The organism is Pseudomonas sp. J380 (assembly GCF_009827115.1).
GTDB classification, from domain to species: domain Bacteria; phylum Pseudomonadota; class Gammaproteobacteria; order Pseudomonadales; family Pseudomonadaceae; genus Aquipseudomonas; species Aquipseudomonas paracarnis.
In genome coordinates this window covers 1217197-1242771 of record NZ_CP043060.1, presented here as the reverse complement: position 1 = coordinate 1242771, position 25575 = coordinate 1217197, and the positions used below count along the sequence as shown (strand labels likewise).

The window sequence follows — 25575 nt, the reverse complement described above, 5'->3', positions numbered from 1 at the left end:
CCATGGACAAAGTCGTCATCATCACGGGGGGCAGTCGTGGCATTGGCGCCCAAACGGCATTGCTCGCCGCTCGCCAAGGCTATCGCATCTGCATCAACTACCAGTCTGATGAAGACGCTGCCCTGGGTGTACTGGATCAGGTTCGCGCGCTGGGTGCCCAGGCGATTGCCGTGCGGGCCGATGTCAGCAGCGAGGATGAAGTGATCGCTCTGTTCAATCGCGTTGATACGGAACTGGGCCGGGTCACCGCGCTGGTGAATAACGCCGGCACCGTGGGGCATAAGTCGCGGGTCGATGAGATGTCCGAGTTTCGTATCCTCAAAATCCTCAAGACCAATGTGCTGGGCCCGATCCTGTGTGCCAAACACGCGGTATTGCGCATGTCGCCCCGGCATGGAGGGCAGGGAGGCAGTATCGTCAACGTGTCGTCGGTGGCGGCGCGGCTGGGCTCGCCGGGAGAGTATGTCGACTACGCGGCCTCCAAGGGGGCGCTGGACACCTTTACCCTGGGGCTGTCCAAGGAGGTGGCGGGCGAGGGCATTCGCGTCAACGCCGTGCGCCCTGGCTATATCTTTACCGATTTCCATGCCCTGAGCGGCGACCCGGACCGGGTCAGCAAGCTGGAATCCGGTATCCCGATGGCGCGTGGCGGGCGCCCGGATGAAGTGGCAGAGGCGATTATCTGGTTACTGTCGGACAAGGCATCGTATTCCACCGGAACGTTTATCGACTTGGGCGGCGGCCGTTAAAACGAGCGCACGATCCGCCCTAGTGTCTCCATGGCCTTTTCCGACGCCTCGTTCCAAGGGCTTCCGTAATTCAGGCGAATGCAGTTTCTGAACCGCTGAGTGGCGGAAAAGATCGGCCCCGGCGCAGTGCTGATGCCCTGGGCCAGAGCCATCTGGAACAATTTCAGCGAGTCGGTCTGCTCCGGCAGTTCCAACCACAAAAAATAGCCTCCCGCCGGCTGGCTGACCCGTGTTTGCGCCGGAAAATAACGAGCGATGGCCGCCAGCATGGCGCTTTGCTGTTCTTCCAGGGCGTAGCGCAGTTTGCGCAGGTGCCGGTCATAGCCGCCGTGTTGCAGGTAGTCGGCAATCGCCGCCTGCGCCGGCATCGACGGGCACAGTGAGGTCATCAGTTTCAGCCGCTCGACCTTCTGTGCGAAGCGCCCGGCGGCGACCCAGCCCACGCGGTAACCCGGTGCCAGGCTCTTGGCAAAGGAGCCACAGTGCATCACCAGCCCTTCGGTGTCGAAGGCCTTGGCCGGTTTCGGGGCCTGTTGTCCGTAATACAATTCGGCGTAGACGTCATCTTCGATCAGCGGCACTTGATGGCTGCGCAGCAGTTCCACCAGCGCCTGTTTTTTCTCTTCAGGCAACGTGGCGCCCATGGGGTTCTGGAAGCTGGTCATCGTCCAGCAGGCCTTGATCGGATAGCGCTCAAGGCTTTGGGCCAGGGCGTTCAGGTCAATACCGTCGCGCGGGTGCACCGGGATCTCCACAGCCTTGAGCTTCAGGCGTTCAAGCACTTGCAAACAGGCGTAGAACGCCGGCGCTTCGATGGCGACCAGGTCGCCCGGTTCGGTCACGGCCTGCAGGCACAGGTTGAGTGCTTCCAGGGCGCCGTTGGTGATCAGCAACTCCTCCATCGGCAGCATCAGGCCGCCGACCATATAGCGCAGGGCAATCTGGCGGCGCAGTTGCGGGTTGCCTGGCGACATGTCGGTGACCACCAGGCGTGGGTCCATGTCGCGGCTGGCACTGGCCAGGGAGCGCGCCAGGCGCGGCAGCGGGAACAGCATGGGGCTGGGGAAGGCCGAGCCGAAGGGAACGGTGTTGGGGTCTTTGATCGAGTCCAGTACCGAGAACACCAGCTCACTGACGCCCACATCGGTGGACTCATGCACCTGCTCACTCACCACCGGCTCGGAAAACGGGCTCGGCGCGTGGGTGTTGACGAAGTAGCCAGAACGCGGGCGCGCCCTGATCAGGCCACGACGCTCCAGCAAGTAATAAGCCTGGAACACCGTGGACGGGCTGACGCCGTAGGCCTGGCTGGCATAGCGTACCGATGGCACGCGCTGGCCGGGGCCGAGGACGCCGGAGCGGATCAGTTCTGCGATGTCGTCGGCAAATTTTTCGTAGCGTTTCATGGCGGCCTGATTAGCTTTTTGAATGTGTACGCAGGGCGAACTGTAGGAGCGAGCTTGCTCGCGAAAAACGTCAACGATAACGTGTGTTTCCTGAATGAACGCGGCGACGGTGAGTTTTTCGCGAGCAAGCTCGCTCCTACAGTTGATCTCTATCGTTGTTCAGCGATTCAAGGGCGCAACGAAGCGGCTGTCAGCAGCGGTATAAATCCAAGGCTCATCCACATCAGTGACTTTAAAACGCAGGGTTTGAGAGCTGCTGGCCGGTGTGTCCGCCAGCAACGCTACCGACACCGGTATATCGACAATTTCCCCGGCAGCCAGACTGACATGGGTCTTGCCTTGCAGCTGGAACCCCTCGGCATCCACCAGTTCCAGGCGGTAGTCCTGGCGCTGCTGGGTCTTGTTGATCACCTTGAGGCTGTAGATGTTTTCGATCAAGCCCTGGCTGTTTTCACGGAACATGCCTCGGTCTTTGGTCACATCCAGCGACACCATCGGCCGTTCAATCAGCGCCACCACCAACGCCGCGATCATCACCAGCAGCACGGCACTGTAGCCGATCAGGCGCGGCCTGAGCAGGTGGGTCTTGCCACCTTGCAGTTGATGCTCACTGGTGTAACTGACCAAGCCACGGGCATAGCCCATTTTGTCCATGATCGAATCACAGGCGTCGATGCAGGCCGCACAACCAATGCATTCCATTTGCAGGCCGTCGCGGATGTCGATGCCCGTGGGGCAAACCTGAACGCACAGCTGGCAATCGATGCAATCGCCAAGGCCAACCTCGGCTGGCTGCACGTCACGTTTACGCGGGCCCCGATGCTCGCCGCGGGTGGTGTCGTAGGAAATGGTCAGGGTGTCCTTATCAAACATTACGCTCTGGAACCGTGCATAGGGGCACATGTGCATGCACACCGCTTCGCGTAGCCAGCCGGCATTGATGTAGGTGGCGCCCGTGAAAAACAGCACCCAGAACAGGCTCACCCCACCGATCTGCCACGTTAACAGTTCGGCGGCCAAGGGGCGGATCGGGGTGAAGTAGCCCACAAACGTCAGCCCGGTCAACACACTGATACCCAGCCACAATGTGTGCTTGGCCGAGCGCCTCGCCAGCTTATTCAGGCTCCAGGGGGCGGCCTGAAGTTTGATGCGCTGGTTGCGCTCACCTTCGGTCACCTTCTCGCACCACATGAACAGCCAGGTGAACGAGCTTTGCGGGCAGGTGTAGCCGCACCATACGCGGCCGGCAAACACCGTGATCGCGAAGAGGCCGAAGGCGCAGATGATCAACAGCGCCGAGAGCAGGATGAAGTCCTGGGGCCAGAACGTCGCACCAAAAATGTGGAACTTGCTCTCGGCCAGGTCCCACAGTACGGCTTGGCGCCCACCCCAGTTCAGCCACACGGTGCCGAAAAAAGCCAGGAACAGCAGGCCGGCACCGCCCACTCGCAGGGTGCGAAACAAGCCGGTAAAGCTGCGGGTATGGATCAGGTTGTCGCTGGATTTGGCCTTCACTTTCTTGGGGTGAATGGGCTCAAAGGTTTCCACGGTTGGGATTCGTTCGCTCATGGTCATTCGCTCATCAGCCTCCATCAGGCCGACGAACTATGGGCGACAGACTGTTTGCATAACAGACTCAGGTGGCGTGATAAAAAGCGGATCAGATCAGCTTGAAGCGTTCTTGTGCGTCAATCTGCTGCACCCCGTGGGCATAGGGGTGCAGGGGTTGAGCGGGTCTGATGATGCAGATCAATCAAATCACCGAACCAGTTTGGTCCGCCTTTACATGCTCACGGCCATCGGTTGCGCCTTCAACCGTCAGCGCGTCCGCCTCGGCTTCGGTGATGTAGATGCGCGAACCTGCCAGTTCCAGATAAGACATGGCTTTGGCGTGATCGGTCAGGATGGTCACCCGGGTGGCTGGCAGGCTTTGTTCCTGGCCATTGTCGTCGAGCGTGAAGTAGCACAGATGATTTTCGATGCGTACGGTCATGACAATCTCCGTTTTGTGGGCTATGCAGCGTTAGGCGGCCGCCATGCGCACGGGTTCCAGGCAACTGACTGGCGGTCTGCGCTGTCCATCCTTTATCTATCCATAATAAAAAGGAGCGCATCCATGGAGGCCTGGTGGCATCTGGCGTGGCAAACCCTGCAAGCCGAATTCGCAGACATTGGCGATGCCCGGCAACTTACCCAAGTGACCGTGCGCCTGCTGATCGCGGCGATCCTCGGCGGCATCCTGGGGTTTGAGCGTGAACACAAGGGCAAGGCGGCCGGAGTGCGCACCCATATGCTGGTGGCGCTGGGCGCCGCGCTATTTGTGCTGGTGCCGCAGATGTCCGGCAGCCAGGCGGATGCCATGAGCCGTGTGGTTCAAGGGGTCATCGCGGGCATTGGCTTCCTCGGCGCTGGCACCATCCTCAAGGGCAAGGAAGACGAAGAGGGCCAGCATGTAAAGGGCCTGACCACCGCGGCCGGGTTGTGGATGACCGCCGCCATTGGGGTTGCGGCGGGAATGGGGCGTGAATCGACGGCGGTGCTCAGTACGCTGCTGGCCCTGGCGGTATTCAGTGTGATGCCGCGGATCGTCAAGCTGCTGGAGAAGGATGAGTGACGCGGGTTACGTGATGAGGTTGCCGTATCTCACCTCACCTAAGGCTTTCACCACAAAGGGCGACTCTCCCGGATTGCCGGAAATCATCACCACGCTCGTATTGTGAGCCGGGCTATAGTGAATCTGTACCTCGCTACTGGCTCCCGAGAAGTCTCCTACCAATTTCAATGGCGTGTTGCCGAGTTGATTTCTAATTGCCGATACATCGAGTTTGTCTCTGTGGTGGTCAAAATCCATCACTTGCTCAGGTGCGTCGAAACTTGATTCACGGGTATTATGGAAGGTGAAGGTCTGACCATTGTCATTCCTGGCATTGTTGTTGTGTGTGAGGCTTTCTGCCGGGGGCGGTGGATTATCCGGTTGAGGGGGCGGGTTGCCGAGGTCCGCCTCTTTGCCGATATCGAAGAGGGCTGAAGCCAGAGGTGTACTTTGCCGCATTCGCTGTATGGCAGACAGCTTCTCAATGCGTAGATCACGCTCGATTTGCATAGCGCAGTTGAAACCTGCCTCGGGATCAAGAGTGGAGGTGCGCTCGCGAATTTCTTCAAGGCTCAAGCCCGGGTCCTCGATATGTGAGGATCGGTCATGAATCATCTGCAGGCTTGATTGACCTAAACGCTCCTTCACATCGGTAATCAGTTTGCGCGCTTCGTCTGCATCCGGGCCGTGCAGCAAGGATTTGACGTTTTCCCTGCTTAACAGGCTTCGGATCGTGGTCACCTGCCCGGAGGTCTCGTGTGAGTTGGGCGCGCGCAGCATATTGGTAATGTTCTGCTGGCTGGTCAGCGCACGAAGTTGGGCAAGCTGGGTGGCGTCGGCACCGGCCGTCTTCGGCTCTACGTTCGCGGGGTGGGCAGGGTTGGGCAAGATAAAGGTTTGCGGCGCCCTGGAAGGGGCGGAGGCGGGCGTGTCAGGCTCTTTCCTGCGCATGATTGCGCTTGGGCCGGCCCTGAACAGATCGTTCAGTTTTTCCCGATGATCGTTGACTGGCGGTTGTTGGATGCCGTGAACATCCGAGAACGGGGGCAGTAGTGAGGTGCGCATAGAAGGTACTCGCTTAACGGACAAGATAGTCTGCGGCCGGCAAGGGGGCGAGGCAGCGTACGGGAGACTGAATCTATCTTGTTCATCAAGAGCGGGATCTCGGTATTGTCGGTGATTGAAGTAGGAAAGCTCAGTAGCGCTTGCCCGCGATACTTTCACGGGCAAGTGCTTGCGTGTCTGTGAGTCAGGCAATAACCGGCGGCATCGTCGTGGGCGGTTCCTGCACCGGTGGCGGCTGGTTTTCAGGCGGCTCCTGTTCAGGATCGCGTTCCGGTTCGGGCGGAGGCAATGGGGGGGCGTCGATATTCGGATCTTCGGTTTCAGGAGGTGTCGGGATGCTCATGGGTATGGCCTCGTTTGTGCTTTGCTCTATCGGTGGACCATTGCCTGCTGGAAATGATTCCCGCCCAAGGGTGGTATATCCACCTGAACTTTTGGGCAGCGCCCAGGCTCGGACTTTAAACGGCCCAGCTCAAGGATAGCGTCGCCGTACCTGAATTCGTATCAAGCAAAGAGCGTCCAAAGGGCGTAAGGGGAAGCTGCTCGATGACTGCCGAAACACTGGTTCCAGAAGACTCCGTGCTGCCGTTGTCGCAGGCGCTGCTGCTACCCAGGATCGCGATCGAAAGCACCATGCCGGTCATCGACAACGGGGAGTTTGCCGTCAAGGCGGTGGTGGGCCAGCGGGTTCATGTCACCAGCAAAGTGTTCGCCGATGGCCACGATAAACTGGCGGTGTTGATCCGCTGGCGCGCCCTGGGAGACGAAAGCTGGCACAGCGTAGTCATGCTTGATATCGGCAACAACGGTTGGGAGGGCGCGTTTACCGTGGCCCACCAAGGCCGCCATGAGTACTGCATCGAAGCCTGGATCGATACCTTTGCCAGCTTCTGTTACGAACTGCGCAAGAAGCATGAAGCTGGCGTGCCCGTCAGCCTGGAGTTGCAGGAGGGCCGTAGCCTGGTGCTGCAGGCCGCCGAACGCAGTGACAACGAACTGCGTGGCCGCTTGATGCTGTTGCACCATGAGCTTTCCGGCCTGTTGGAAACCGAGCAGGTGGCGTTGTTCCTGCACGAAGACAGTGCACACCTGATGACCCAGGCCGACCATCGCGCCTATTTGAGCGTCAGCCCCGCGTACCCGATTGACGTGGAACGTGAAACCGCACAATTTGCCAGCTGGTACGAGCTGTTTCCCCGCTCGATCACCGACGATCCGGCGCGGCACGGCACCTTTAATGACGTGCATGCACGCTTGCCGATGATCCACGACATGGGCTTCGACGTGCTGTACTTCCCGCCGATCCACCCCATCGGCCGTAGCCACCGCAAGGGCAAGAACAACTCGCTCACCGCCGGCCCTGATGATCCGGGCAGCCCCTACGCCATTGGCAGTGAGGAGGGCGGTCACGAGGCTATTCACCCTCAGTTGGGCACTCGCGATGATTTCCGCCGGTTGGTCAAGGCTGCTGCCGACCACGGCCTGGAAATCGCCCTGGATTTCGCCATCCAGTGCTCCCAGGACCACCCGTGGCTCAAACAGCATCCGGGTTGGTTCAACTGGCGCCCGGACGGCACGATCAAATACGCGGAAAATCCGCCGAAAAAGTACCAGGACATCGTCAACGTCGATTTCTATGCGGCCGATGCCATCCCCAGCCTGTGGACCGAGCTGCGTGACATCGTGGTGGGCTGGGTGGAAGAGGGCGTGAAGACTTTTCGCGTCGACAACCCGCACACCAAGCCGTTGCCGTTCTGGCAATGGCTGATCAGCGACGTGCGTGCCAAGTCCCCGGAGGTGATCTTTCTCGCCGAAGCTTTCACCACCCCGGCGATGATGGCGCGCCTGGGCAAGGTCGGCTATTCCCAGAGCTATACCTACTTCACCTGGCGCAACACCAAGGCTGAGCTGAGCGAGTACCTTGCCCAACTGAACCAGTCGCCCTGGCGTGAGTGCTACCGCCCGAACTTCTTCGTCAATACGCCGGACATCAACCCGGGTTTCCTGCATGAGTCCGGGCGCGCAGGCTTCCTGATCCGCGCTGCGCTGGCCACGATGGGCTCGGGCCTGTGGGGAATGTATTCGGGTTTTGAGTTATGCGAAGCCGCGCCGGTGCCGGGCAAAGAGGAATACCTGGACTCGGAGAAGTACGAAATCCGACCTCGGGACTTCACCGCGCCGGGCAACATCATCGCCGAGATCGCCCAGCTCAACCGCATCCGCCGCCAGAACCCGGCGTTGCACACGCACCTGGGGCTCAAGCTCTACAACGCCTGGAACGACAACATTCTGTATTTCGGCAAGCGCAGCGAAGACGGCAGCAATTTCATTCTGGTCGCCGTCAATCTCGACCCGCACAACGTCCAGGAAGCCCACTTTGAATTGCCGCTGTGGGAGATGGGCTTGCCCGACGATGCCCAGACCCAGGGCGAAGACTTGATGAACGGCCACCGCTGGACCTGGTACGGCAAGACCCAATGGACCCGGTTGGAGCCGCAGATGCCGTTCGGGATCTGGCGCATCAGCACATCCTGAGTGCTCGTTCCCACGCTCTGCGTGGGAACGCCTCACTTGACGCTCTGCGTGGGAACGTCTCACTTGACGCTCTGCGTGGGAACGTCTCACTTGACGCTCTGCGTGGGAACGATCCTCGAGAACTTTGTATTTTCAGGAGTTTGCAATGGCCAAGAAACCCAAGGCAGCCACCTTTATCAAAGACCCGCTCTGGTACAAAGACGCGGTGATCTACCAGGTTCACGTCAAATCCTATTTCGACTCCAACAACGACGGCATTGGTGACTTTGCCGGGCTGATCGCCAAGCTCGACTACATCGCCGACCTCGGCGTGAACACCATCTGGCTGCTGCCGTTCTACCCGTCTCCCCGCCGTGATGACGGCTACGACATTGCCGAATACCGCGGCGTGCACAGCGACTACGGGACGATGGCCGACGCCAAGCGCTTTATTGCCCAAGCCCACCAACGCGGGCTGCGCGTGATCACTGAACTGGTGATCAACCACACCTCCGACCAGCACCCCTGGTTCCAGCGCGCGCGCAAGGCCAAGCCAGGCTCGGCCGCACGGGACTTCTACGTGTGGTCGGATGATGACCAGAAATACGACGGCACACGCATTATTTTCCTCGACACCGAAAAGTCCAACTGGACCTGGGACCCGGTGGCCGGCCAGTACTTCTGGCACCGCTTTTACTCGCACCAACCCGACCTCAACTTTGATAACCCGCAGGTCATGAAAGCGGTGCTGTCGGTGATGCGCTATTGGCTCGACCTGGGCATCGACGGCCTGCGCCTGGACGCCATTCCCTACCTGATCGAACGGGACGGCACCAACAACGAAAACCTGGCGGAAACCCACGACGTCCTCAAGCAGATCCGCGCCGAGATCGACGCCCATTACCCCGACCGCATGCTGCTGGCCGAAGCCAACCAGTGGCCCGAAGACACGCAGCTGTACTTTGGTGACAGAAAGGGTGATGACGGCGATGAATGCCACATGGCGTTCCACTTCCCGCTGATGCCGCGCATGTACATGGCGTTGGCCCAGGAAGATCGCTTCCCCATTACCGACATTCTGCGCCAGACCCCGGAGATTCCCGCCAATTGCCAGTGGGCAATTTTCCTGCGCAATCATGATGAGCTGACCCTGGAAATGGTCACCGACAAAGAGCGCGACTACCTTTGGAACTACTACGCCGCAGACCGCCGCGCCCGTATCAACCTGGGCATTCGGCGACGCCTGGCGCCGCTGGTGGAGCGTGATCGTCGGCGGGTGGAATTGCTCAACAGCCTGTTGCTGTCGATGCCGGGCACGCCAACCTTGTACTACGGCGATGAAATCGGCATGGGCGACAACATCTACCTGGGCGACCGTGACGGCGTGCGCACGCCCATGCAATGGTCTATCGACCGCAATGGCGGGTTTTCCCGTGCCGACCCGGCCAGCCTGGTGTTGCCGCCGATCATGGACCCGCAATACGGCTACCAGTCGGTCAACGTCGAGACCCAGGCCCAGGACCCGCATTCATTGCTCAACTGGACCCGGCGCATGCTCGCAGTGCGCAAGCAGTCCAAGGCGTTTGGCCGTGGCAGCCTGAAGATGCTCTCGCCGACTAACCGGCGCATCCTGGCTTACACCCGTGAATACACCGGCGAAGACGGCCACACCGAGATCATCCTGTGCGTAGCCAATGTGTCGCGCAGCGCCCAGGCGGCGGAGCTGGACCTGTCGGCCTTTGCCGGCATGTTGCCGGTGGAGATGCTCGGCGGTAATGCCTTCCCGCCGATCGGTCAGCTGAATTTCCTGCTGACCCTGGCGCCCTATGGTTTCTATTGGTTCGTGCTGGCAGCGGAAAACCAGATGCCCAGCTGGCATGTGGAACCGGCGCAAAGCATGCCCGACTTCACCACTTTGGTACTGAAAAAACGCATGGAAGAGTTACTGGAAGAACCTTGCCGCACCAGCCTGGAACAGACTTCACTGCCCGCCTGGCTGCCCAAGCGTCGCTGGTTTGCCGGCAAAGATACGGCAATCGACACGGTGCACATCGCTTATGGCGTGCGTTTTGGCGACCCGCAGCATCCGGTGTTGCTCAGTGAGATCGAAGTGACCAGTGCTGGCCAGGTCAGCCGCTACCAACTGCCCTTGGGCTTCCTTGGCGAAGACCAGTTCTCCAGCGCCTTGCCCCAGCAATTGGCTTTGGCCCGAGTGAGACGTACCCGTCAGGTAGGTTTGGTGACCGATGCCTTCAGCCTTGAGCATTTTATCCTTGAGGTGATCCAGGCCATGCAGGCCGGCACCGTGCTCAATACCCCTGACGGCGATCTGCGGTTCGAGGCGACTGAGCACTTGGCTGCACTGCAACTGACCCGTGAATCGCCGGTGCGTTATTTGTCTGCCGAGCAGTCCAACAGCTCGGTGGTGGTCGGTGACAGCCTGGTGCTCAAGCTGATTCGTAAAGTCAGCGCCGGTGTGCACCCGGAGCTGGAAATGAGTGCCTACCTGACCGCCGCCGGCTACCCGAATATCTCGCCGCTGTTGGGCTTTATGAGCCGCCGCGACGGGCAGGGGCAGGACAACCTGCTGATGATTGCCCAGGGTTACCTGAGCAATCAGGGCGATGCCTGGAGCTGGACCCAGAACAACCTGGAGCGGGCGATCCGCGATGAGCTGGCCGACGCGATCTCTGAACAGGAACAGCATTACAACGCCCTCGGCGAACTGGCGGATTTTGCCGGTTTGCTCGGTCAGCGCCTGGGTGAAATGCACCTGGTGTTGGGTGCGCCAACCGCCGACAAGGCTTTCAAACCCGAACCCACCACAGCCAAAGACACCCAAGCCTGGGCCCAGGATGTCGGCGCCCAGATCGACCGCGCCTTGCAGTTGCTCAAGCTTAATCAAAGCCAGTTGAACCCCGCCGACCAGGCGTTGGTCAGTGAATTACTGGCGCAGAAAAAAGCCATCGCGGCGCATGTCCAGGCGTTGGCCAAAGCCACGGCGGGCGGGTTGCGCATTCGCGTCCACGGTGACTTGCACCTGGGCCAGGTATTGGTGGTCAAGGGTGATGCCTACTTGATCGACTTCGAGGGCGAACCGGCGCGACAGCTGCATGAGCGGCGCGGCAAACACAGCCCTTATAAAGATGTGAGCGGTGTGCTGCGTTCCTTCGATTATGCCGCGGCGATGGCGCTGAATGTGCAGGGGGTGGATCACACGCCAGAAGCGAACGCTGCGCGTAAACGCGTGACCGACCGCTACCTGAATGAAGCCCGCGTAGCATTTACCCAGGCTTACCAGGCCGCTGCGTCTACACTGGCGCATGACTGGCAGGATGCCAACGGCCAAGACGCAGCGCTGACCTTGTTCAGCCTGGAAAAGGCCGCGTACGAAGTGGCCTACGAAGCAGAAAACCGCCCGACCTGGCTGCCGGTGCCCCTGCAAGGGCTGCACGGCTTGCTGAGCGGGCTGACACCTATATCTAAACCTGTACGCGGTGGGGAGACGTCATGAGTTTTACACAGAGAGAACCGCTGCAGCCCAAGTTGACTGCAATGCCGGCGTCCAAGGACGTCGATGCGCTGGTGCGCGCCGAGCACCCCGATCCTTTTTCGATCCTGGGGCCCCATGATGACGAGCAGGGCGGCCAGTTTATCCGTGCGTTCCTGCCCGAGGCCCTGAGTGTCCAGGTACTGGCGCGTGACACAGGTGAGCCGTTTGGCAGCCTCGATGCCACCCAGGTGCCAGGCCTGTTTATTGGGCACTTCAGCACTCGCCAGCCCTACCTGCTGAAAATCCAGTGGGCCGGCGGTGAGCAGATCACCGAAGATCCCTACAGCTTCAGCCAATTGCTGCTGGGGGAAATGGACCTGTACCTGTTTGCCGAAGGCAATCACCGTGACCTGGGCAACTGCCTGGGGGCTCAGGTGGTCAGCGTCGACGGCGTGCAAGGCGTGCGCTTTGCCGTCTGGGCGCCGAACGCACGGCGGGTTTCGGTGGTGGGCGACTTCAATATCTGGGACGGGCGCCGCCACCCGATGCGCCTGCGCCATCCATCGGGCGTGTGGGAAATCTTCATCCCACGCTTGCAGCCGGGCGCGGCCTACAAGTATGAAATTCTCGGTGCCCACGGCATTTTGCCGCTCAAGGCCGACCCTGTGGCGTTGGCCACCCAACTGCCGCCGGACACCGCCTCGAAGGTCGCCGCACCTTTGCAAGTGGATTGGCAGGACCATGAGTGGATGCAATCGCGGGGAGACAAGCAGAAAACCACTGCGCCGTTGTCGATCTACGAGCTGCATGTGGGGTCCTGGCAGTGCGAGCTGGACGAGGCCGGTGAAGTTGCCCGTCAATATGGCTGGCGCGAACTGGCTGAGCGGCTGATTCCTTACGTTCAACAATTGGGCTTCACCCATATCGAGCTGATGCCGATCATGGAACACCCCTTTGGTGGCTCCTGGGGCTATCAGGCGTTATCCCAGTTTGCCCCCAGTGCTCGCTTTGGCTCGCCGGAAGACTTTGCCTGGTTCGTCAATGCCTGCCATCAGGCCGATATCGGCGTGATCCTTGATTGGGTACCCGCGCATTTCCCCACCGATACCCACGGCCTGGCGCAATTTGACGGTACCGCTCTGTACGAATACGCCAACCCCCTGGAAGGCTTTCACCAGGACTGGGACACGCTGATCTACAACCTGGGCCGCACCGAGGTCCACGGTTTCATGCTCGCGTCGGCCTTGCACTGGCTCAAGCATTTCCACGTCGATGGCCTGCGCGTGGACGCAGTGGCCTCCATGCTGTATCGCGATTATTCGCGCAAGGCCGGTGAATGGGTGCCCAACCGCCATGGCGGTCGCGAGAACCTGGAAGCCATCGACTTCTTGCGGCACCTGAACGACGTGGTTGCCCTTGAAGCCCCGGGCGCCTTGGTGATTGCCGAAGAGTCCACGGCCTGGCCTGGCGTCAGCCAGCCTACCCAACAGGGTGGCCTGGGGTTCAATTACAAATGGAACATGGGCTGGATGCACGACTCCCTGCATTACATCCAGCAAGACCCGGTGTATCGCGCCCATCATCACAACGAGCTGAGTTTCGGGCTGGTGTACGCCTGGTCGGAGCGCTTTATCCTGCCGATTTCCCATGATGAGGTGGTGCACGGCAAGCACTCGCTGATCGACAAGATGCCCGGCGACCGCTGGCAGAAATTTGCCAACCTGCGCGCCTACCTCAGTTTCATGTGGATGCACCCCGGCAAGAAGTTGCTGTTCATGGGCTGCGAATTTGGCCAATGGCGCGAGTGGAACCACGATCAGCAACTGGATTGGTATTTGCTGCAGTACCCCGAGCACCGTGGGGTGCAGAAGCTGGTAGGCGATTTGAACCGCCTGTACCGCGAAGAGCCGGCGCTGCACGAACAGGACGATGCGCCCCAGGGCTTCCAATGGCTGATCGGTGATGACGCGATCAATAGCGTCTACGCCTGGCTGCGCTGGAGCAAGGATGGCAAGCCGGTGTTGGTGGTTGCCAACTTCACCCCGGTGCCCCGTGAAGGCTACGCAGTCGGTGTGCCGTTTGGCGGGCGGTGGAGTGAGGTGATCAACAGTGATGCCGATACCTACGCGGGCTCCAATTACGGGAATGGCGGGGCCGTGTTTACCCAGGATGAGCCGCGCCATGGGCAACCGGTGTCGCTGTCGTTGAACCTGCCGCCCCTGGGCGTGCTCATTTTGCGACCTCAAGAGCCTGAAACGCTCTAGCGCAGCGTATGCCGCTGTTCGGCTTGCTGGCAAGGTGCCACAATGGCGCCTTTGCCGTCGCCGGTCAAACAGGCCAACCCCATGCATAGCCTCGGGCAAGATCAGGGTCACTCCATCGAAGAGCAGGTGCGAACCGACCGTTTGCACCAGCTCTTTCGTCAATCATTCTCGGCGATCTTCGGCAGCTACCTGGGCGCCGTCATGCTCTGCTGGCTGTGCTGGGATCGATTCGATCAGCAGGTCATTCTGGTGTGGTTGGTACTGCTGGCGGGCTCGTCATTGGTGCGCCTGCATCTGTTTGTGCAATGGTTTCGCTGCCCTGACGCGGGGCGCACACCCGCACGTTGGGAGCGCCACTACTGGGTCACGCTGATGCTGTCGGCGGGTATCTGGGGCGGCGGGGCGCTGGCGGTGATGCCGGTCGATGACCGCTTGTCCCAGGTGCTGGTGATGCTGTTTACCGTGGGCATGTCGGTCAGCGCGGTGTCCTGTTATTCAGCCTATCGCTACATGACGCTGGGCTCGATGGCGCTGGTGTTGCTTCCCTGTACGGTATGGATGCTGTTTCAGCCTTCGCCGATGCAGGTTGGCGTGGCGCTGGCGGTGCTGGTGTTTGCTTCGTTTGTGGTCGGTGCGACGCGCAAGCTGTCCGATGCCCTGGAAAAAGCCTTCCGTCTGACGAGGCAAATGGAGCGCGCTCATCATATTTCCACCCGTGCCGCCCAGACCGATGAGTTAACCGGGCTGATGAACCGTCGGGCGTTCTACGAACAGGCCCAATTGCTGTATGCCCAGTGCCTTCGCGAGCAGCAGCCGCTGTGTGCATTGATGATGGACATGGACCACTTCAAAGCCATCAATGACACCTACGGCCACCAGGCCGGCGACCAGGTGTTGCGCCAGATTGGCGCGGTGATCAGTGCGTCCTTTCGCCAGACCGATATCTACGGTCGCCTGGGGGGCGAAGAGTTTGCGGTATTGCTGCCCAATACCTCGTTGGAGACCGCACGCAGCATCGCCGAGGAGTTGATCCAGACGATTCATGATTTGCCCGCCGACCCGGTACAAGGGGTGAGCGCAAGCCTGGGCGTAGCATCGACCTGCACTCAGCCTCTGGATTTGAACGCCTTGATGAACAGCGCCGACAAGGCCCTGTACCAGGCCAAGGCATCGGGTCGCAATCAGGTAGCGGTCGTCGACTGATCCTTGCACATCGCCTTTGCCAGCACCCGCGCAACTTGGTCGGCGGAGTAGGGCTTGGCGAGGAACTCAAAGCCTTCGTAGCCGCTGTCTGCCAGTTCCTCACTGTAGCCAGAGACGAGTACCACGGGCAGGTCGGGGCGGCGCTGGCGCAGCAACCTGGCCATGGCCACGCCGGTCATGCCGGGCATCACCACGTCGGAGAAAATCGCGTCGAACCCCTGGACGTCATTGCCAGCGAGGTTCAGCGCCTGTTCGGCATTGGTCGCCCAGGTGGTCTGGTAACCCAGGTCCTTGAGGATCTGGCTGGCGAAGCGTCCCACCTCTAAGTTGTCCTCAACGATCAGCACATGTTGATGAGCAGCCTCCTGCGGCGCTGGCAGATCTGCAGGGGTGTGTTGATCCGGCGCCGCTTCGCCTTCGACTTGCGGCAGATACAAGGTAAACACCGTGCCTTGGCCGAGGGTGCTGGCCACATCGATATTGCCGCCTGACTGCTTGGCAAAGCCGAATACCTGCGACAGGCCCAGGCCGGTGCCTTTGCCCACGGCCTTGGTGGTGAAGAACGGCTCGAAGATGCGCTCGAAGGTGTCGCTGGGAATCCCGCTGCCGGTGTCGGCCAGGGAAATGGTGATGTAGGGCATGCACGACTCGGCATCCCCACGAATACGTGGCAGCGTTTGCTCGCTGGCGACTTTGAGGGTCAGGGTACCCTGGCCGTCCATCGCATCGCGGGCGTTGAGGGCGATGTTGATCAGTGCGGTTTCGAACTGGCTGGGGTCGATGCGCGCATAGCAGGGCTGATCGGGCAATTTAACCTGCACATGAATGCGTGCACCGGTAACGCTCTCGAGCATCTCGCCGATATTTTGCACGCGCTGGCCGACATCGAACACCTGCGGGTTCAGTGGTTGGCGCCGGGCAAAGGCGAGCAGTTGGCTGGTGAGCTTGCTGGCCCGCTCGACGGTGTCGGACACCGCGCACATGTAGCGTTGCCGACGCTCCTCGGACAGGCCGGGCTGGCGCAGGAAGTCCACCGACGAGCGAATAATGGTCAGCAGGTTGTTGAAGTCATGGGCGACGCCGCCGGTCAGTTGGCCGATGGCCTCCAGCTTCTGTGACTGGCGCAGTGCGGCTTCGGCCTCGGCCAGCGCATGGGTACGCTCATTCACGCGCTGTTCCAGGCTGGCATTGAGCTCTGTATAGGCGGCCAGGCCCTCGCGCACGGCGGCATCGGCGCGTACGCGCTCGATATGCGCCCAGGAACGCTCGGTGACTTCGCCCACCAGCGCCATGTCATAGGATGACCAAAAGCGCGGCAGTTTGTCGTGCACGGCCATCAGCGCGGTGAGCCGCCCGTCTTTGATCAACGGCATGCAAATAGTGGCTGTCACCCCCAGTGCCTGGAAGCTCGCGGCGTCATGGGGCGGCAACTCGATCAGATTATTGCGTATCACCAGTGGCTCGCCGGCACGCAGGCAGTTGACCGCGCATTCCCCGAACGCCGCGAGGCTGTAATGCCCGATGATGCTCGGCGAGCCATGCGCCGACCAGTCGCCGCGAATGGTAAAGCCATCTTCATCCTCGTCCATGTCGGCGTAGGCACAGATGGATACCTGCAGATGTTCGGCCAGCAGGCGGGTCGTAGACGTCAGGATGGTTTCGGCGTCGGTGGCATTGACCACGCTGTTGCCGATGGCGTCCAGCACTGCCAGGCGACGGGCCAGGAATACCGTGGCGGTTGTTTCGGTCACCGTGTCGAGCAAACCGACCACCACGCCTTGGGCATTGCGAATCGGGCTGTAGCAAAAGGTGAAATAGGCTTGTTCCGGCGCTTCGTTGCGTTGGATCAACAGCGGGAAGTTTTCGATATAGGTGGCGTGCCCATCGAACGCGGCGTCGGCGATAGGGCTGATATCGTCCCACACCTCGTGCCAGATCTCGTTGAACGGGCGGCCCAAGGCGTCGGGTTTGCTACCCAGGATCGGCGTGAACGCGTCGTTGTAGAGAGTAATCAACTGAGGCCCCCAGACGATGGCCTGGGGGAAACTCGACGCGAAGCACAGCGCAACGGTTGTCTTCAACACATCGGGCCAGTGTTCAAGTGGCCCCAGGGGCGTATTGGCCCAATCGTGCTGACGAACCCGCTCTGCCATTTCGCTGCTGCCTTGCAGCCAATTCATCATGGGGTTCACACCTTGCTTGCTACGTATTGTTTAGCTTTGAAGAGTCAGGCCGACTAGCAACAGACCGGAATGACCGCATTCAGTTCAGCGCAATTATCTCCCTGATAGCACTTTGATTTCATTGTCTATTTGCACGCCGTCATTATTGGCCGGGTTGGGCCGGCGCTCAACCTTATTGCGTGCCGAATAAGCCCGTCCAATAGATGCCCGCGTCACTCTTGGGGTCCATGGCGTAGGCGGCACCCAATTCGCGAAATTGCGGGTTCATCAGGTTGGCGCAGTGGCCGGGGCTGGCGAGCCAACCGTCTACGACCTTGCGCGGCGTGTCGAGGCCGGCGGCGATGTTTTCACCAATATTCTTCGCGATATACCCCGCCAACTCGGCGCGGTCGCCGGGCGTACGGCCGTCGGGGTCCAGGTGGTCGAAGAAATTGCCGTTGGCCATGTTGCGGGTATGGCTGTTGGCTGCGCCGGCCAGGGTGTCGTTCCACGACAGGGGCGCCGTGGCGGTGAACGCCTGGGTGCCACACTGGCGCGGCTCGGCACGGGCGGTGTTGATCAGGTCGAGCAGTTTTCTGCCTTCGGTCTGCCAATCGCCCAGGCCGCTGGTCACCAACGGGCGAGCCAGCACGATGCGCCAGTCCTGGCCGCTGTTGCTGACCCCGATGTCGACAAATTGCGGATCGAGCACTACGCGGCAAAAGCTCTCGCGCACCGCTTTCATCGCAGCCTCGGCATCCTTGGGACCGGACAGACTGATGGCCTGCACGTTCACCATCGGGTACGCAGCCCGCGCCAGCGACTGCTGCAAATCGCCGACATTGGAGGCCGGCAACACCAGCCGTGTATCGCTGGTCAGCGGCGGCAGCTCCTGGGAACCCTGGTCACCGCAGCGTTGCACCTGGCTGCGGTATTGGTTGATCTGTTGGACTAACTGACTTTCTTCATTCGCCATCGCGCTGGCGCAGAACACCGTAGTGGCGGCCAGCGTCGTAAGACCCATCATCAATGACAGAACGCGCATGGACGTTACCCTTGAGCTTGAAAGTGCCCATGATGCGCGATCCAGGTGCATCCATGCACCCGTTGGTCCGAACTTTTTTGCTCAGTTCTTGAATGCCGAGTGTTTCGCGCCCTGATCGCAAAGGGCAAACACCACCACCAACAAGGCAGAAATCGCAAGGATCACCACCACGCCATCGGTGGAGTGGGTGGCCGAGGCCGCTACCATAGATAGCGCGCCCAGCGGTGCCAGGCCACCGGCAATGGCGGTGCCGATTTCCCGCCCGGTGCCAAAACCCGAAGAGCGCGTTTGCGTCGGGAACTGCCGGCTCAGGAACGAGCCCTGGGGCGCAAACATCATCGGCGCGAGGATACCGGTGCCCACACCGATTGCGAGGTAAATCATCAGGCTTTCACCACTGTTGAGCAGGGCCAGGAACGGGTAGGCGAACAACAGCGAGCACAGCCCGCCGAGCATCAACACGGCCTTGCTGCTCCACTTGTCACACAGCCAGCCGAAGCAGGGCACGGCGACGATGGCTACCAGGCTGGCGATGGTCACCGACAGCGAGGTGACATGCACGTCCACGCCTTTGAATTGGGTCAGGTACGCCAGGGAGAAGGTCTTGAAGATGTAGCTCAGGGCGTTGTAGCCAATCGCGACAAAAAACACCACGGCGAGGCCCTTGAGGTCGTTCTTGAACAAGGCCTTGAGGGGCGATGGCTTGGCTCTGGCTTTTTCCTTGCTCAGCGCTTCGAACTGTGGGGTTTCCGGAATGCTGTTGCGCACCCACAGGCCGACGCCCACCAGCACGATGCTGCAGATAAACGGAATGCGCCAGCCGCCGGCCAACAGGAACTCGTTGCCGTTGATGGTCAGCAGGTAAATGGTCAGCGAGGACAGCAACAGGCCCAGGTTCAGGCCCAGTGCCGGCCAGGCGCCCTGGCTGCCACGCTTGCCTTGGGAGGCATGCTCGTAGGACGTGACCGCCGCCCCCGACAACTCGGCACCCGCGCCCAGGCCCTGGATGATGCGGATAAACACCAGCAGGATCGGGGCCCAGATGCCGATGGAGGCGTAGCTGGGGATCAAGCCGATCAAGGTGGTGCACACGCCCATCAGGCAGAAGGTCAGCACCAGCACTTGCTTGCGCCCGAACTTGTCGCCCAGGTAGCCAAACAGGATGCCGCCGAAAGGGCGGGCGATAAAGCCGATGGCAAAGGTCGAAAAGGCCATCAGCGTGGCAGTCTTCGGGTCGCTGTTATCGAAGAAGATCTTCGAAAACACAATCGCCGCCATGGTGGCGTACAGGTAAAAGTCGTACCACTCCAGCATCGAGCCGAAGATGGTGGCCGCGGCGACTTTGCGCAGGCGCTTGCGGGTTTGTTCGGGCGTTTCGGTACCGGGGATGGAGGCGGATGCCGACATGCTGGACTTCCTTCTGGGTCTTTGTAGTTATTGTTGGGTGAGCGGGCGGTGCGGTGTTACTGGGGGTGGAACAGGCGGTCGGCGATCATCGCGCCGATGGGCATGGCCGAGGTGGCGGCCGGCGAGGGCGCATTGCACACATGCAGCATTCGTGAGGTTTGGGCGAACAGAAAGTCGTGCACCAGGCTGCCGTCGCGCATCACTGCCTGGGCACGGATACCGGCCTCGTAGGGCAGCAGGTCATCGAGGGTCAGGGACGGACAGTACTTGCGGCACTGCTCCAGGTAGCCGGACTTGAACAAGGAGTTCTTCATCTCGGTGGTGCCCGAACCGAGGTTTTGCCAGAGGGTTTTCCAGAAACCCGGGAAGCTGGCGTACTGCGCCACGTCGCGCCAGTTCACCGAAAACTTGCGGTAGTTCTCGCGGCCCAGGCCCAGCACGGCATTCGGGCCGACGGTGACGCTGCCGTCGATCATGCGGGTCAGGTGCACGCCGAGGAAGGGCAGCTCCGGGTCAGGGATCGGGTAGATCAGATGGTTGACGATGTTGTTCTTGGCGGCGGGCAGGCGGAAGTACTCGCCCCGAAACGGGATGATCTGATGGTCGATGCGGATGCCGGCCAGCCGGGCCAGGCGGTCCGACTGCAAGCCGGCGCACACCACCAGGTGGCGGGCCTGCCAGGTCTCGCCCTCGGTGTTGACGGTGACCGTATCGGTGTTTTCGTGGATGGCAGTGACGGTGCGTTCCAGGCAGATCTGCCCACCGTTGCGACGAATCACCTGGGCCATGGTCTCGCACACCTGGCGGTAATCCACAATCCCGGTGGCATCGAGAAACAAGCCGCCGAGGCCGACGATGTTCGGTTCACGCTGGCGCAGTTGTTCGGCATTCAGGCGCTCGACCTGCATGCCATTGAGCTGGGCACGGGCGTACAGCGCTTCCATGCGTTGCATTTCCAGCGGGCTTGAGGCCACCAGCAGCTTGCCGCACACCTCGAATTTGATCCCGTGTTCGCGGCAGAACTGCTTGGTGGCTTCGGCGCCGCGCTTGCACAAATCGGCCTTGAGGCTGCCGGGTGCGTAGTAGATGCCGGCATGGATCACGCCGCTGTTGTGGCCGGTCTGGTGCCTGGCCAGTACCGACTCTTTTTCCAGGATCACCAGCGACGCGCCGGGTTGGCGCTTGAGCAGCTCCATGGCGGTGGCCAGGCCGACAATGCCGCCGCCGATAATGCAAAAGTCATGAATCATTGCTGGGTACCTAGGCTGTACATTTCAGTCTGCTTATCAGGTTGTCAGACTAATGTTTTTGTTAAAAAAATGGCGTGTCCACGGACACGCTGCAAACAAGGTGGATCAATTCGTGGTGGGTAATTCCAGTTGCAGGCGTCGCGCCGCGGCACGCAGGTGCGCCTCGGCACTGGCAGCGGCGCGCTGGGCGTCGCCGTCGGCAATGGCCTGGTAGAGCTGTTGATGTTCCAGGGTCGCGTCGGCCGAACCGGTGGCAAAGCGCGAGGCCGAGTTTTCCCACGCGGTTTTACGCGCACTGGCCAACTGGCTCCTGAGGAAGTCATGGAAGGCCACGAAGTAGTCATTCTTGCTGGCGTCGGCAATGGCACGGTGGAATTCCACATCGGCCAGGGCTGCGGCTTCAAAGTCGTCGCGGTTGTCCTGCATGGCCTGCAACGCGCTTTTCATGCGCTGCAGGTCGGCGGTGTCGCGGCGCTGGGCGGCAATCGAAGCGGCCTGGGTTTCGATCCACAAGCGCACTTCGAACATTTGCGCCAGGTCAGGTCGCCGACCATTGGGCTGTGGAAACCGAAACACCGTGCCTGCAGGGGTCTGCGAAATAAACGAGCCCAGGCCACGGCGGGCGGTGAGCACACCGTCGGCCTTGAGCTGGGCAATGGCTTCACGCACCACGGAGCGGCTGACGTTGAGTTGTTCGGCCAGTTGCTGTTCGGTCGGCAGGCGCGACTCCGGGGCCAGTTGGCCGGATTCGATTTCTGCGCGAATGGCGCTGACAACCCGTACGACAAGCGAATCGGGGCGCTGGAGCTCAAGCATGGGAAAACCTTGGTGATCAGGTTGTCAGACAATAGTCGTTACGATTTTAGCTTGTCAACGTTTGTCTGCTTCGCGCTGGCCAGGGAATGTGCGCGTCTCCAGGCGATCAGCACAGCCAGTAACAGCAAACCTACCGCCATGGCGAAGGTCGCGTGCAAGCCGACTTCCACCGCCTGGGGCGCTGCATGGCTGACATCCGGGGTGGCGCGGGCGAACACCGCGCCGAGGGCTGAGGCGCCGAAAATCAGGCCCAGGTTGCGCGACAGATTCAGCAGGCCGGACACTGTGCCTCGGCGTGTCGCCTGTATATCGCTCATTACCGCCGTGTTGTTGGCCGCCTGGAACAGGCTGTAGCCGGCTGTCAACACGATCAGCGCCGCGAGATAAACACCAAGCCCGGACGCCTGCGACAGCAACAGGGCCCCGCACAGCATCACGCTCAGCCCCACGAGGGTCAGGCGTTGGCTGCCGAGGCGATCGGTCAGGTAACCCGCCGGTACACCGGTAACCGCCGCGACCGTTGGCCCGACGGCCATGGCCAAGCCCATCCAGGCGGGATCGAGGCCCAGGCCACGGGACAGGTAGAACGGGCCCACCACAAACGTCGCCATGATCACCGCCGACACCAGAACACTCATGACCAGGCCGGCGCGCAACGGCGCATCGCGCAGGGGCGCCCAGAGTGTATCGCCTGGCGAAGCTTCGCGGGCGTTAGCATCCGCCGGCAAATAACGGTAGGCGAGGGCGGCAGCCACACCCGCCAAGGGGAGGCCGATCAGAAACAGCGCGCGCCAGCTCCACAGGCTGAGCAATACTCCGCCGACACTCGGCCCCATGGCCGTGCCGAGTGCCGACATAGTGCCGAGCAGGCCCATGACTCGGCCGGTATTCGCTTTCGTGACCGTGTCACCGACCATGCCCAGGGTCATCGCCATCATGATCGCCGCGCCCAGGCCCTGGAATGCCCGTGCGCCGATCAGCCAGGGCAGGGTTGGCGCGGCGGCACACCCGGCGCAGGCCAGGGCAAACACCAGCAACCCGGCCAGCAGCAAGCGCCGGCGCCCCAGACGGTCACCCAGGCGCCCGGCGCTGACAATCACGGCGGTGATGGCCAGCAGGTAGGCGAGCACCACCCACTGCACGGCATGAAACGAGGCACCGAAGGCGTGCGCCAGGCTGGGCAGGCCGACATTCGCGATGCTGGTGCCCAGGGCGGCCAGCAACATGGACAGCGACAAGGCCACCAGGCCGCCGCGTGTGGAGGTTTGCATGCGTGTTTCCTTGAGTGAATGCACCTGTCGCAAATCTACGGCGTCGCCTAAGATGGCGGAAGACGCAGGGGTTGCAGGTTATAGCTGCGTCCAACGCCTGATAAGGAGTCCCCATGCCCGACCTCAATTTACTCATCACCCTGGACGTGTTGCTTGCCGAAGGCAGCGTCGCTCGCGCCGCCCAGCGCCTGCGCCTGAGCCCTTCGGCCATGAGCCGGGCCCTGGCGCGTTTGCGTGCAGCCACTGGCGATCCGCTGCTGGTACGTGCCGGGCGCGGCCTGGTGCCGACGCCCCGGGCGTTGCAATTGCGTGAACAGGTCAGCCAACTGGTGCAGGACGCCCACGCCGTATTACGCCCGGCGCACACCTTGGACGTGGGTGAGGTGGTGCGCACCTTCACCCTGCGCACCAGCGAGGAGTTCGTCGAACGCTTCGGCCCCGCCTTGCTGGCTCGTATCGCCCAGGAGGCGCCCGGTGTGCGCTTGCGTTTTGTGCACAAGAGCGACAAGCACAGTACGTTGTTGCGCGACGGTGGCGTTGATCTGGAAACCGGTGTGGTCGACGTGGGCGCCAGCCCGGAGGTGCTGACCCAGGCGCTGTTCCGTGATCGCTTGGTGGGCGTGGTGCGTGAGGGCCATGCTCTGAGCCGCGACCCTCTTAGCGCAGCGCGTTTCGCCCAGGGACAACATGTCTACGTGTCGCGGCGCGGCCAGGACCGTGGCCAGATCGATGAGGCCCTTGAGGCGCAAGGTCTGGTCCGGCAGGTCAGCATCGTGGTCGCCGGTTTCAACACGGCCATCGCCCTGGCGCGTGATACCGACCTGATCGCCAGCGTGCCTGAGCGCTATATCACAGTGCCGCCTCGAGGCTTGTATTGCTTTGAGCTACCGGTGACATTGCCGCCATTTACCGTGGCGATGCTGTGGCACCCGCGACAGGACGCCGACCTGGCCCATCGCTGGCTGCGCGCATGTTTGCGCGAGGTGTGCGGGCCATGAGCGGCGCGCAACAGGTACAATCGCCGCTGCCTTGACGCGAAACCCCAGGAATTTGCATGTTCAGCCTTACCCGCTACACCACGCCGTGCCCCGAACCGGTCAACAGCCAGATCCTGCAGATGGTGGTGGACAACCTCACCGATATCAGCAGCGTAGCGCTGGCACCGAGCAACCTGCTCTACAACATCTACCAGTACGCCATCGGGTTTGAGGTACACCTGTACCTTGAGGCGTTGAATGGCGAAAAGGGCATCGCCGTCGAGTTGGTCGTGGCAATGGAAGACGAGACGGTGGTGGGCTTTTGCCTGTACCTGCTGGTGAAGGATGATCCGCACGCGTGTGGCATCGCGTTTATGGCGGTACACGCCCGCTTTCGTCGCCAGGGTGTGGCACGCAGCCTGATGGACGAGGTGTTGGCGCGTTATCCCCACGCCGAACTGGCCTGTGCGGTAGAGAAGGTTGCGGTGTTCGAAGCCATGGGTTTCCAGGTACGCGGTGCGCGTGGCACCCAGGTCGTGATGAACACCCGCAACTACGGCACCGATGGGCTGATGGGCGTGTTGGATGTGGCTTCAATCTACAGCTCGCTGGAAGTGCGGCAGATCCACACCTACCTGCTGCAAAAACACGGCAAGCGCGCCATGGTCGATGCAGAGAAACAGCGTGATCGGCACCTGGACCAGTTGACGCGCAAGGCGCAACTGTTCGTCCAGGGCCGTCTGCCTACGGCCTGACGCGCATGACCATCGCGAGGATAGTCTCCAGCAGTTCCTGCTGAGCTTCCTCGCGGCTGATCTCGCCATTGGCCGCCGCATGGGACAGGGCTTCCGCCGCGCCGAGCATGGCGCGCAACCCGGCCTGGGAGATGCTGCCGCCGTGGGTGAAGGGCGACAGCGCATCTCGGCATTTATCGAGAAAGATCGCCTCGTATTCGCGCTTGGATGCTTCCAACTCCGGCGAACCGCTCAAGGCGGCAATCACCCCGGGTATTTCCCGACCTTGCAACAACACACAATCGACATACGACGACGCGATGACCCACGCACGCTCCTCAAGGGTCGCGTTGCTGGTGGCGATGGCATTGGCAAACACCTGGTCCTGGCGTTCGTCGAAGTCTGCATACAGCGCGGCCAGCAACCCCGCGCGTGTAGCGAAGTGGTCGTACACCACTGGTTTGGTGACGCCCGCCAGCTCGGCCAGGCGGCCCAGAGTCAGGGCGTCGGTGCCTTCGTCACGCACTAATTGCCAGGCCACGTCGAGTAACTGGCGCAGGCGATCTTCACGGGACAAACGACGACGTGGGGCAGGGGATTCACTGCTTGACATGCTTATATACCAA

At 61.3% G+C, this 25575-nt stretch carries 20 protein-coding genes; 8 read left to right on the top strand and 12 right to left on the bottom strand.

Annotation, left to right across the window (positions count from 1 at the left end; all coding sequences use genetic code 11):
• The first annotated feature begins 2 nt into the window (after positions 1–2).
• Positions 3–749: an SDR family oxidoreductase gene (locus tag FXO12_RS05700; RefSeq protein WP_057977225.1), complete on the top strand. Its 747-nt coding sequence runs from the start codon at positions 3–5 to the stop codon at positions 747–749.
• Here the strand turns inward: FXO12_RS05700 and mapR are convergent.
• From mapR to FXO12_RS05685, 3 genes are all read right to left on the bottom strand, one after another.
• Positions 746–2155: a GntR family transcriptional regulator MpaR gene (mapR, locus tag FXO12_RS05695; RefSeq protein WP_057977227.1), complete on the bottom strand. Its 1410-nt coding sequence runs from the start codon at positions 2153–2155 to the stop codon at positions 746–748. The two genes, FXO12_RS05700 and mapR, sit on opposite strands and share 4 nt — an antisense overlap.
• 159 nt (positions 2156–2314) lie before the next feature.
• Positions 2315–3724 carry a cytochrome c oxidase accessory protein CcoG gene (ccoG, locus tag FXO12_RS05690; protein ID WP_057977356.1) on the bottom strand — a complete coding sequence of 470 codons (1410 nt, stop codon included), beginning with the start codon at positions 3722–3724 and terminating at the stop codon, positions 2315–2317.
• Positions 3725–3908: 184 nt separating this feature from the next.
• The gene (locus FXO12_RS05685; protein ID WP_057977229.1) at positions 3909–4148 is read right to left on the bottom strand and encodes a DUF3203 family protein; all 240 of its coding nucleotides are present in this window, start codon (positions 4146–4148) and stop codon (positions 3909–3911) included.
• Positions 4149–4271: 123 nt separating this feature from the next.
• Between FXO12_RS05685 and FXO12_RS05680 the strand changes: the two genes are divergently transcribed.
• Positions 4272–4769, top strand: a complete 498-nt coding sequence (locus FXO12_RS05680) for an MgtC/SapB family protein (RefSeq protein ID WP_034127637.1) — start codon at positions 4272–4274, stop codon at positions 4767–4769.
• Between the two features lie 6 nt (positions 4770–4775).
• On the opposite strand, the gene FXO12_RS05675 is transcribed toward FXO12_RS05680, so the two are convergent.
• Both FXO12_RS05675 and FXO12_RS28720 read right to left on the bottom strand, forming a co-directional pair.
• Positions 4776–5813 carry a M10 family metallopeptidase C-terminal domain-containing protein gene (locus FXO12_RS05675; protein WP_057977231.1) on the bottom strand — a complete coding sequence of 346 codons (1038 nt, stop codon included), beginning with the start codon at positions 5811–5813 and terminating at the stop codon, positions 4776–4778.
• 184 nt (positions 5814–5997) lie between these two features.
• The gene (locus FXO12_RS28720; protein ID WP_164919357.1) at positions 5998–6156 is read right to left on the bottom strand and encodes a hypothetical protein; all 159 of its coding nucleotides are present in this window, start codon (positions 6154–6156) and stop codon (positions 5998–6000) included.
• Between the two features lie 203 nt (positions 6157–6359).
• On the opposite strand from FXO12_RS28720, the gene FXO12_RS05670 reads away from it, so the two are divergent.
• The 4 genes from FXO12_RS05670 (at position 6360) to FXO12_RS05655 (ending at position 15287) form a co-directional block, all read left to right on the top strand.
• On the top strand, positions 6360–8348 hold the full coding sequence (locus tag FXO12_RS05670) for an alpha-1,4-glucan--maltose-1-phosphate maltosyltransferase (RefSeq protein ID WP_057977233.1): 1989 nt from the start codon (positions 6360–6362) through the stop codon (positions 8346–8348).
• Between the two features lie 145 nt (positions 8349–8493).
• Positions 8494–11841, top strand: coding sequence for a maltose alpha-D-glucosyltransferase (gene treS, locus FXO12_RS05665; RefSeq protein ID WP_160049587.1), 3348 nt, complete (start codon positions 8494–8496; stop codon positions 11839–11841).
• The gene (gene glgB, locus FXO12_RS05660) at positions 11838–14084 is read left to right on the top strand and encodes a 1,4-alpha-glucan branching protein GlgB (RefSeq protein WP_057977237.1); all 2247 of its coding nucleotides are present in this window, start codon (positions 11838–11840) and stop codon (positions 14082–14084) included. Before treS ends, glgB begins: the two co-directional genes overlap by 4 nt.
• A gap of 42 nt (positions 14085–14126) precedes the next feature.
• Positions 14127–15287 carry a diguanylate cyclase gene (locus FXO12_RS05655; RefSeq protein ID WP_057977238.1) on the top strand — a complete coding sequence of 387 codons (1161 nt, stop codon included), beginning with the start codon at positions 14127–14129 and terminating at the stop codon, positions 15285–15287.
• Here the strand turns inward: FXO12_RS05655 and FXO12_RS05650 are convergent.
• The 6 genes from FXO12_RS05650 to FXO12_RS05625 form a co-directional block, all read right to left on the bottom strand.
• Positions 15266–17470, bottom strand: coding sequence for an ATP-binding protein (locus FXO12_RS05650; protein WP_054921412.1), 2205 nt, complete (start codon positions 17468–17470; stop codon positions 15266–15268). The two genes, FXO12_RS05655 and FXO12_RS05650, sit on opposite strands and share 22 nt — an antisense overlap.
• Before the next feature lie 172 nt (positions 17471–17642).
• Positions 17643–18494 (bottom strand): CAP domain-containing protein, encoded by an 852-nt coding sequence (locus FXO12_RS05645; protein WP_014718680.1) that lies wholly within the window; start codon positions 18492–18494, stop codon positions 17643–17645.
• Positions 18495–18575: 81 nt separating this feature from the next.
• Positions 18576–19901, bottom strand: a complete 1326-nt coding sequence (locus tag FXO12_RS05640; RefSeq protein ID WP_054898703.1) for an MFS transporter — start codon at positions 19899–19901, stop codon at positions 18576–18578.
• 56 nt (positions 19902–19957) lie between these two features.
• Entirely contained in the window at positions 19958–21151 is a 1194-nt protein-coding gene (gene lhgO, locus FXO12_RS05635) for an L-2-hydroxyglutarate oxidase (RefSeq protein ID WP_054898702.1), read from the bottom strand.
• Positions 21152–21256: 105 nt separating this feature from the next.
• Entirely contained in the window at positions 21257–21967 is a 711-nt protein-coding gene (locus tag FXO12_RS05630) for a FadR/GntR family transcriptional regulator (protein WP_054898701.1), read from the bottom strand.
• Between the two features lie 38 nt (positions 21968–22005).
• Positions 22006–23238 (bottom strand): MFS transporter, encoded by a 1233-nt coding sequence (locus FXO12_RS05625; RefSeq protein ID WP_057977241.1) that lies wholly within the window; start codon positions 23236–23238, stop codon positions 22006–22008.
• Between the two features lie 113 nt (positions 23239–23351).
• Here FXO12_RS05625 and FXO12_RS05620 point away from each other — a divergent pair, with 113 nt between their 5' ends.
• On the top strand, positions 23352–24236 hold the full coding sequence (locus tag FXO12_RS05620) for a LysR family transcriptional regulator (RefSeq protein ID WP_057977243.1): 885 nt from the start codon (positions 23352–23354) through the stop codon (positions 24234–24236).
• 56 nt (positions 24237–24292) lie between these two features.
• Positions 24293–24970, top strand: coding sequence for a GNAT family N-acetyltransferase (locus FXO12_RS05615; protein ID WP_057977245.1), 678 nt, complete (start codon positions 24293–24295; stop codon positions 24968–24970).
• On the opposite strand, the gene FXO12_RS05610 is transcribed toward FXO12_RS05615, so the two are convergent.
• Positions 24960–25562 carry a TetR/AcrR family transcriptional regulator gene (locus tag FXO12_RS05610; RefSeq protein WP_057977247.1) on the bottom strand — a complete coding sequence of 201 codons (603 nt, stop codon included), beginning with the start codon at positions 25560–25562 and terminating at the stop codon, positions 24960–24962. The two genes, FXO12_RS05615 and FXO12_RS05610, sit on opposite strands and share 11 nt — an antisense overlap.
• Between the last annotated feature and the right edge of the window lie 13 nt (positions 25563–25575).

Excerpts from the sequence above, each read along its gene's own strand:
- FXO12_RS05640 (WP_054898703.1), bottom strand. The coding sequence starts at position 19,901 with ATGTCGGCATCCGCCTCCATCCCCGGTACCGAAACGCCCGAACAAACC.
- FXO12_RS28720 (WP_164919357.1), bottom strand. The coding sequence starts at position 6,156 with ATGAGCATCCCGACACCTCCTGAAACCGAAGATCCGAATATCGACGCC.
- FXO12_RS05610 (WP_057977247.1), bottom strand. The coding sequence starts at position 25,562 with ATGTCAAGCAGTGAATCCCCTGCCCCACGTCGTCGTTTGTCCCGTGAA.
- ccoG (WP_057977356.1), bottom strand. The coding sequence starts at position 3,724 with ATGAGCGAACGAATCCCAACCGTGGAAACCTTTGAGCCCATTCACCCC.
- FXO12_RS05655 (WP_057977238.1), top strand. The coding sequence starts at position 14,127 with ATGGCGCCTTTGCCGTCGCCGGTCAAACAGGCCAACCCCATGCATAGC.
- glgB (WP_057977237.1), top strand. The coding sequence starts at position 11,838 with ATGAGTTTTACACAGAGAGAACCGCTGCAGCCCAAGTTGACTGCAATG.
- FXO12_RS05650 (WP_054921412.1), bottom strand. The coding sequence starts at position 17,470 with ATGATGAATTGGCTGCAAGGCAGCAGCGAAATGGCAGAGCGGGTTCGT.
- FXO12_RS05625 (WP_057977241.1), bottom strand. The coding sequence starts at position 23,238 with ATGCAAACCTCCACACGCGGCGGCCTGGTGGCCTTGTCGCTGTCCATG.
- FXO12_RS05670 (WP_057977233.1), top strand. The coding sequence starts at position 6,360 with ATGACTGCCGAAACACTGGTTCCAGAAGACTCCGTGCTGCCGTTGTCG.
- FXO12_RS05615 (WP_057977245.1), top strand. The coding sequence starts at position 24,293 with ATGTTCAGCCTTACCCGCTACACCACGCCGTGCCCCGAACCGGTCAAC.
- FXO12_RS05630 (WP_054898701.1), bottom strand. The coding sequence starts at position 21,967 with ATGCTTGAGCTCCAGCGCCCCGATTCGCTTGTCGTACGGGTTGTCAGC.
- mapR (WP_057977227.1), bottom strand. The coding sequence starts at position 2,155 with ATGAAACGCTACGAAAAATTTGCCGACGACATCGCAGAACTGATCCGC.
- FXO12_RS05645 (WP_014718680.1), bottom strand. The coding sequence starts at position 18,494 with ATGCGCGTTCTGTCATTGATGATGGGTCTTACGACGCTGGCCGCCACT.
- lhgO (WP_054898702.1), bottom strand. The coding sequence starts at position 21,151 with ATGATTCATGACTTTTGCATTATCGGCGGCGGCATTGTCGGCCTGGCC.
- treS (WP_160049587.1), top strand. The coding sequence starts at position 8,494 with ATGGCCAAGAAACCCAAGGCAGCCACCTTTATCAAAGACCCGCTCTGG.
- FXO12_RS05685 (WP_057977229.1), bottom strand. The coding sequence starts at position 4,148 with ATGACCGTACGCATCGAAAATCATCTGTGCTACTTCACGCTCGACGAC.
- FXO12_RS05675 (WP_057977231.1), bottom strand. The coding sequence starts at position 5,813 with ATGCGCACCTCACTACTGCCCCCGTTCTCGGATGTTCACGGCATCCAA.
- FXO12_RS05680 (WP_034127637.1), top strand. The coding sequence starts at position 4,272 with ATGGAGGCCTGGTGGCATCTGGCGTGGCAAACCCTGCAAGCCGAATTC.
- FXO12_RS05620 (WP_057977243.1), top strand. The coding sequence starts at position 23,352 with ATGCCCGACCTCAATTTACTCATCACCCTGGACGTGTTGCTTGCCGAA.
- FXO12_RS05700 (WP_057977225.1), top strand. The coding sequence starts at position 3 with ATGGACAAAGTCGTCATCATCACGGGGGGCAGTCGTGGCATTGGCGCC.